The organism is Peribacillus sp. NPDC060253 (assembly GCF_042727425.1).
GTDB lineage: Bacteria > Bacillota > Bacilli > Bacillales > DSM-1321 > Peribacillus.
The window spans coordinates 1-7,110 of the sequence record NZ_JBHXAS010000179.1; the positions used below are offsets into that span (position 1 = coordinate 1).

Annotated in this window: 6 protein-coding genes; 2 read left to right on the plus strand and 4 right to left on the minus strand. The window is 39.4% G+C overall.

Going from position 1 to position 7,110, the window contains the following annotated elements:
- Window positions 1-75 precede the first annotated feature (75 nt).
- Entirely contained in the window at window positions 76-726 is a 651-nt protein-coding gene (locus ACFWE9_RS25105; RefSeq protein ID WP_230155406.1) for an MOSC domain-containing protein, read from the minus strand.
- A gap of 513 nt (window positions 727-1,239) precedes the next feature.
- Window positions 1,240-2,082 (minus strand): non-homologous end joining protein Ku, encoded by an 843-nt coding sequence (ku, locus tag ACFWE9_RS25110; protein ID WP_230155404.1) that lies wholly within the window; start codon window positions 2,080-2,082, stop codon window positions 1,240-1,242.
- A 152-nt stretch (window positions 2,083-2,234) separates the two neighbouring features.
- On the opposite strand from ku, the gene ACFWE9_RS25115 reads away from it, so the two are divergent.
- The gene (locus ACFWE9_RS25115; RefSeq protein ID WP_230155402.1) at window positions 2,235-4,082 is read left to right on the plus strand and encodes a DNA ligase D; all 1,848 of its coding nucleotides are present in this window, start codon (window positions 2,235-2,237) and stop codon (window positions 4,080-4,082) included.
- A 189-nt stretch (window positions 4,083-4,271) separates the two neighbouring features.
- Complete coding sequence (locus tag ACFWE9_RS25120; protein ID WP_377359367.1) at window positions 4,272-4,436, plus strand: hypothetical protein; 165 nt, start codon at window positions 4,272-4,274, stop codon at window positions 4,434-4,436.
- 136 nt (window positions 4,437-4,572) lie between these two features.
- Here the strand turns inward: ACFWE9_RS25120 and dapF are convergent, their stop codons facing one another.
- A complete protein-coding gene (dapF, locus tag ACFWE9_RS25125; RefSeq protein WP_230160404.1) occupies window positions 4,573-5,559 on the minus strand; it encodes a diaminopimelate epimerase in 987 nt (328 codons plus the stop codon).
- 183 nt (window positions 5,560-5,742) lie between these two features.
- Window positions 5,743-7,044: an NCS2 family permease gene (locus ACFWE9_RS25130; RefSeq protein ID WP_230160402.1), complete on the minus strand. Its 1,302-nt coding sequence runs from the start codon at window positions 7,042-7,044 to the stop codon at window positions 5,743-5,745.
- Between the last annotated feature and the right edge of the window lie 66 nt (window positions 7,045-7,110).

Consider the following 7,110-nt stretch of genomic DNA (forward strand, 5'->3'; position numbering starts at 1 on the left):
ATATTTAATTTACATTAATAATCTGTCAATTTCAATACCTTAAACGTCATTTTTTTTACTTTTTCCAAAAATCACTCAATCTTTTGCAGCTTGAACTCTCTTTTCTACCCTCTGTTTCCAGTCTTCCGCAAGCGAATCTAGAGTAAGCAAAGTGTATGCCCCATCCAGCCCATCCCGATTATGAAGGATCACCTCAGTAGCATAATGAACTGAAATCTTTTCTTGCAAACGATCTAATAGCACGATTTCGTTTTGTTTCTTTAACGTTCCTTCTTGAATGACTTTTGCAAAATAACCAGTGTAACCAGTTTTAAAGACGAATTCCAAAAACTTAGGTTCCTGGTTAAAGTGGGAAATCGTCGAGCAAGGAATCCTCCCTTGATTAATTTGAACGATTACTTCGCCTATTTGATATAGATCACCGATAAATGTTGTTTCTTCCCTCATCCCCGCTATAGTTAAGTTTTCACCGAATGCAGGGATTTCCAGCTTTTTAGCGAATTTTTCATTCCATAGTGAATAATGTTCAATGGGGTAAAAACACAAAGCCCGATCAGGGCCTCCATGGAACTTTACATTACCAACCCCATCGCCAATTATGCCTGATTTAGTCACTGTCACTTTATCCTGTGCTTGTTTATCCATGGCTGAAAAGATATCAACATTCGAAAATTTTTCCTGTTTTGGCTTTCCTGCATGAAGTGATACGATTTTACCATTTTCCATTTTGTATCTTCCAATCCTATTGAATTTATATCATCTTAATATGAATAAATTATACTAAAAATCCATTATATTCTATAGTGATTTAAAAGAATCTACAAAATCAGATAATGCAAAAGCCCCCTTTCAACCGTTAAATTGGCCTAATATCATTGATTTTCCAGAAAAAAACATAGGTTAGTTATAGTAATTTTGTTGCTATTTCAGAATTAAATATGGTAGAATATGAACACAATATATAGTCGAAAACTACAACCGTTCGCCTATATGTTGATTTTCACGATTGAAATCCTCATTGTCGCTCTTTAGGGAGCGAATTTTTTTGCCTTCATTCACAACCACCCATTTTTTCTCTTTATTCCGTTCATTATCCGCATCACGTACCGCTTTTCTATTTGTACATGTTTTACATATGTATTTTCAGCAATCCAATCTATAAAGTCTACTTTCATATCTTTCTCATGCCCATTCCCAACAAGAAGCCGAGCGACTCAAGACTCCCGCTCAGCTTCTTGTTTAGGCTTGTTTCTTTTTCTTCGGTGCCGCTTTCTTCCGTGTCGTCTTTTTCTTTACCGGTTCTTCATGTTTCGTTCGGTCAATGGATGCCTGTAAAGCCTCCATTAAATCGGTTACATTGCTGGAAACAGGTTCTTTTGTTTTGGTTGTGATCGTCTTCTGTCCCGTTTTCTTTGATTCAATCAATTCCAGTAACGCTGTCCGATAATCATCGGTGTATTTTGTCGGATCGAAAGTAGACGTTAATTGATCTATCAATAAAACGGCCGTCTCGATTTCTTTTTCAACAACGGAATCAGTGGCAGGGATATTCGGAACATCCGCTGTGGATCGGACTTCATCCGGATAATGAATCGTTTCCATCACTAAAGTATTATCAACGACTCGAATGACCGCCATTTGTTCCTTTGAGCGGATGATGATTTTCGCTAATCCCACCTTCTTCGATTCCTTGAGGGCCTGTCTCAAAAGGGAATAAGCTTTTATCCCTCCATCATTCGGGGACATGTAATAGCTTCGGTTAAAATAAATGGGATCTATTTCTTCTATTTTTACGAAATCCACGATTTCCACGGCTTTTTCTTCATTTTGTTTTTTTAACTGTTCCAGTTCACTGTCTTCCAATACAACAAACTTTCCCTTTGTATATTCAAAAGCGCGGACTATATCGTCCTTCCCCACTTCTTTTTGGCAGACCGGACATACTTTTTCGTATTTAATCGGTGAATGACACTCCTTATGCAACGTCCTTAAAGAAATATCCTTATCTTCCGTTGCAGCATGAAGTTTAATCGGAATGTTCACCAAACCGAATGATATGCTCCCCTTCCACATCGTATGCATATTCGTCACCTCATAACGTATTTTTAAATGGAAGAACAATTGTTATTATTCCCTTTTATCAAAAAAAAACCGAAAAAACATTTGCCAACTCTAACACTTCGTTTTTTTGGCAAAATAATGTTAATCACTTTTTTCGGAGGGATATACACAAAATGAAACCGATGCTGCCAACCTATTACACCGAAGCCCCTAGCTCCAAGGATTGGCGTTATGAAGTCAAATATGACGGTTTTAGGGCCATTTTAACGATTGACTTCGATACGATTAGCATCTCGAGCCGAAACGAAAAGGAAATGTCTCCCCTCTTCCCGGAAATCATTGATTTCATTAAACAGCTGGGCCTAGAAGATTATCTCCCGCTGCAGTTGGATGGAGAATTGGTCTGGCTGACTAATCAAGCAAAAGCTGACTTCTTTCAAATACAGTGGCGTGGTCGCCTACGGAAACAATCATTGATTTCCGAAACAGCTAATTTTTCCCCTTGCCGTTTTATAGCGTTTGACCTGCTACGTATCAAAGGAATGGATATAACGACTAAATCGATGGAAGAACGAAGGGGATTCATGTTGAATCTGGGTGAAAAACTTGGGTTTCCTATGCCTCCTAACCCAACTTCTGAAGCTTTGATCCAATTAATTGAAAGTTTCGACGTTTTGGATAAGGCATTAAATACAGTCACTTTATTAGATGGTGAGGGGGTTGTAGCCAAAGAAACCCGGGGTACTTGGCAAGAAGGAAAGCGTTCCACTAACTGGATTAAAGTGAAAAATTGGAAGACTGTCTCCTGTTTCATTACAGCATTGCATAAAGAAAATGGTTATGTTTCCCTCGCAGTTTTCAAGGAAGGTGCGGTAACGAAAATCGGTAGCGTCAAAAATGGAATAAGTGCAAAAGATAAAAAGATCTTATATGAACTGATCAAGCAAAATGCTTCAAATGAAGACGCAAAATTTTTTTATATCCATCCATCCATTTGCATCGAGGTACAATTTTTACACGTATATGAGGAAAATGAATTGCGTGAACCTCAGTTTTCGCATTGGCTATTACACACGTCTCCCACTGAATGTACTTGGGAAAAATTCGTGATAAACCAATACACATTTCCCGATACTGTACAAATAACCTCACCGGATAAACCATTATGGATAACCGATGATAAACAGGTGATAAAAGTTGAATACCTGCATTATTTGAGGGAGGTTTCAGCTTTCTTCTTACCGTTTTTAAAAGATAAACTGTTGACGACGATCCGCTATCCTCATGGCACCATGGATCAAGAGAAATTTTTCCAGAAAAACAAGCCTGATTATGCGCCTGCATTTATTAAAACATTCATGGATGAAGATATAGAATATATGCTGTGTAACGACATTGAAACGCTTCTTTGGTTTGGTAACCAACTGGCATTGGAATTCCATGCCCCATTTCAGAAAGCTGGAAAAACAAGACCCGATGAAATCGTCCTGGACTTAGATCCACCTTCGATCGAATTTTTTTCCTTAGCGATAAAAGCCGCACAAGAAATAAAAAAGGTGATGGACTCCTTAAGGATAATAGCTTATGTGAAAACCTCAGGTAACAAAGGCCTGCAAATTCACATCCCTTTACCTGAAGACAGATTTACTTATCAGGAAACAAGGATATTCACCGATTTTCTCGGTCATTACTTAACAAGTTCCAATCCCGATGATTTTACAGTGGAAAGATTGAAAATAAAACGGAATAATCGGCTTTACTTGGACTTTGTACAGCATAGTGAAGGAAAAACCATCATTGTGCCTTATTCCCCACGCGGAAATTCTTTCGCAGGGGTTGCTACACCATTATTTTGGGAGGAAGTGGAAGAAAACCTCCAGCTCAAAGACTTTACGGTTGATACCGTACCAAATAGAATCAAAAGGGACGGATGTCCATTCTTGGATTACCGGCATGTCGATAATGGACCAGCCTTTCTTGATGTACTGTCTTTTCTAAAACAAAAAAAGACCAACTTATGAAGTGTATCCAAAAAGTTAGACATTTCATTTAATTAAGCAGCCCTTTAGGCTACGAACCCGGAAATCTACCGGGCACATTCCCTTTGATTTATTGTTGATCAAAGTAGTGAAGATATCTTCTAATGCTGTTTGACATGAATCAAAAAACATTAGATTGGCACATTTACGTTTGATTTTTAGACTTTACTCGTGAATTTCGTACTTTTACTCGTGAATCTCGCGCATTTACTCGTGAGTTTGGCACTTTTACTCGTGAATTTCGCGCCTTTACTCGTGAATTTCGCGCCTTTACTCGTGAATTTCGCGCCTTTACTCGTGAATTTCGCGCCTTTACTCGTGAGTTTCGCAATCTAGTAATTTTCGACTTGTTAAGATTCATAGATGGCCTTGCACAATCTCTAAACTTTGAAACAAATTTAAAAAAGGGGTTCGGAATTAAAACATTCCGAACCCCTTTTTAACTAAGACTAACACCTAGTTGGTACTTTCCTTATAATGTAGTTTTCAAATAACTTTGAACTTCATCCTGCAACTTAGCATATAAGCTTGTTTCCGCTTCAAAGTCCTGTTTTTCCAGGATTTCAAATTTTTCGGGTTGGTCTAGGTCTAGGTCGATTGACACCTTGAATTCATAGGTTGCATTCCCGATTAAATCTATTGAATACTTTTGACCTTCGTCGTCATAATGCACGACGCATTTAACCTTTCCGCCGTTATTGTAGACGGATATTTCACTTTCCAATGCGTTTAATCCAACTGAGCATGTTACTAGGCTGGAAGCTGACATTGCCGTACCACATGCATTCGTGAAGCCGACTCCCCGTTCAAATGTCCGCACATAAATGCTGCCGGGTTCCAACTCTTTCACAAAACTAACATTGACACCATCAGGGAAGAGCTCGTTCGGTTGATTGACCTTCGTTGAAAGGTCTGCCTGCAAATCACTTTGTAAGACTTCACTATCGACGAGCGTGATTAGATGCGGATTGGGAACAGCCAATGCCGAAAATAATAGGGTATCATGAAGTTCCGGCAATGGTTCGTTTTGCAACTGCTCTTTTTCAATGATTAGTGGCAAATCCTTCAGATTGAAACTGACTGGAGAAATTTCCACCTTGAAAGTCGGAATTCCATTATAGATATCTTCCGTTTTCTCAACGAGTAAATTCGCTTTCATCGTTTCCACGATCATTTTATCAAGCCCTAAAACGTCATTCGCGTAACGTGCAACACAGCGAAGTCCATTCCCACACATCGAAGCTTCCGAGCCATCCGCATTAAAGACACGCATCCTGGCATCTGCATGTTCGCTTTTCATCACAAACAAAATACCGTCCGCTCCAAGCCTTTCCCTATTACACAGGGCCTTCGCTAAATTTTTTCGCTGTTCTTCAGTAAACGTCAAGGCCGTAGTCAATTCATCAATGATTAAGAAATCATTACCTGAACCATGGCTCTTTAAACCTTCAATAATCATCCTGTCACATCCTCTAATATGCTGCTTTTCAATTATCATTTTTTTAATATTCTATATCATAGCATTTTCAAGATGGATGTGTCATCGCGTAAATTACAATAAATCCATTTTTCCGCTGAAAAAACAAAATAAAAAGAGCGGTTGAAATAAGAACTATCTCATTCCAACCGCTCTTCCAAAATATTAACCGATCATACCAACGATGAAATAGACGATAAACATTCCTGCACTCACATACATCGGGGGTGAGACTTCTCTCGCTCTCCCGGTTACAAGCTTCAAGAACGGGTACAGGATGAAACCGAATGCCATTCCATCTGCAATACTGTACGTAAATGGAATGATCGTGATGATCATGATTGCAGGTATACTCTCAGTTAAATCACTGAAATCTAACTTTTTAATGTTCCCGAGCATCAAAATCCCAATAATAATCAAAATGGGAGCAATGGCGCTATCAGGGATCACTTTAATCACCGGGATGAACAGCAGTGATAGTATAAATAGCAAACCTGTCACCACTGAGGTCAAACCAGTTCTGCCTCCTGATGCGATTCCAGCTGCCGTCTCAACTGTTGCAACCGTAGGACTTGAACCGAATAGACCTGAAAACAGAACGGAGACACTTGTCGCGGCTAGCGACTTTTTATATGCATCCTGGCGGTTGATACTGTCTACATGCCCATGTACAAGACCAATATTTTCAAAAACAAGAACCATTGTCATCGCAAAGACACTTATCCAAAATTCAATACGGTCCGCTTCCATGAACGATAATGAAAAGAAGAGGTCACCGTAGGAAGCTGTGTCTATGCCTGAAAAGTGGATTTCCGTTAGTTGAACAGTCCCGAACCAATAGGCAATAAAGCTACCTGCCAGGATGGTAATCATGAAGTTACCGGGGACATTTTTGATGAATAGGGTGATAGCCAGTAAAAAGGTCAACACCGTCGCACACACCGCCGGATCGCTTAAATCTCCCAGCGCGATGATAGATGATGAACCTCCCGTGATTATTCCGCCCTTTTCGAGACCTATTAGCATCAAGAATAAGCCAAGACCAACAGATATGGCATCTTTTATCGAACTTGGAATCGAATCACTGATTAACGTAGAGTATTTTGTAAAGGCAATAACTACAAAAATAATCCCAGAGATAAAAACAGCACCAAGCGCCGATTGCCAAGATAGGCCCATTCCTTGAACCATGGTATAAGCAAAAAGAGCATTTACGCCCATACCTGGAACGAGGAGGATCGGGACATTTGCCCATACCCCTATCATGATACAGCTTAAAGCGGATAAAAGAATTGTGGCAATCACTGCACCATTAATCGGTATGCCCGCTTCCGATAAAATCAGGGAATTCACGATGAGAATATAGACTATCGTAAAATAGCCGACAACTCCGGCAAGGATTTCACGTTTTCCATTCGTTCCATAATTGGAAAAATGAAAAAACGCTTCCAAGTTTATTTTTTTCATGTTGTATCCTTATTTAATTTATCCCTCGCCCACCCGTTTGTATTAGTGACAAACTACACTTGGCGA

Coding starts and splice junctions, on each gene's coding strand:
- ku (WP_230155404.1), bottom strand. CDS start 2,082: ATGCATACGATGTGGAAGGGGAGCATATCATTCGGTTTGGTGAACATT.
- ACFWE9_RS25115 (WP_230155402.1), top strand. CDS start 2,235: ATGAAACCGATGCTGCCAACCTATTACACCGAAGCCCCTAGCTCCAAG.
- ACFWE9_RS25105 (WP_230155406.1), bottom strand. CDS start 726: ATGGAAAATGGTAAAATCGTATCACTTCATGCAGGAAAGCCAAAACAG.
- dapF (WP_230160404.1), bottom strand. CDS start 5,559: ATGATTATTGAAGGTTTAAAGAGCCATGGTTCAGGTAATGATTTCTTA.
- ACFWE9_RS25130 (WP_230160402.1), bottom strand. CDS start 7,044: ATGAAAAAAATAAACTTGGAAGCGTTTTTTCATTTTTCCAATTATGGA.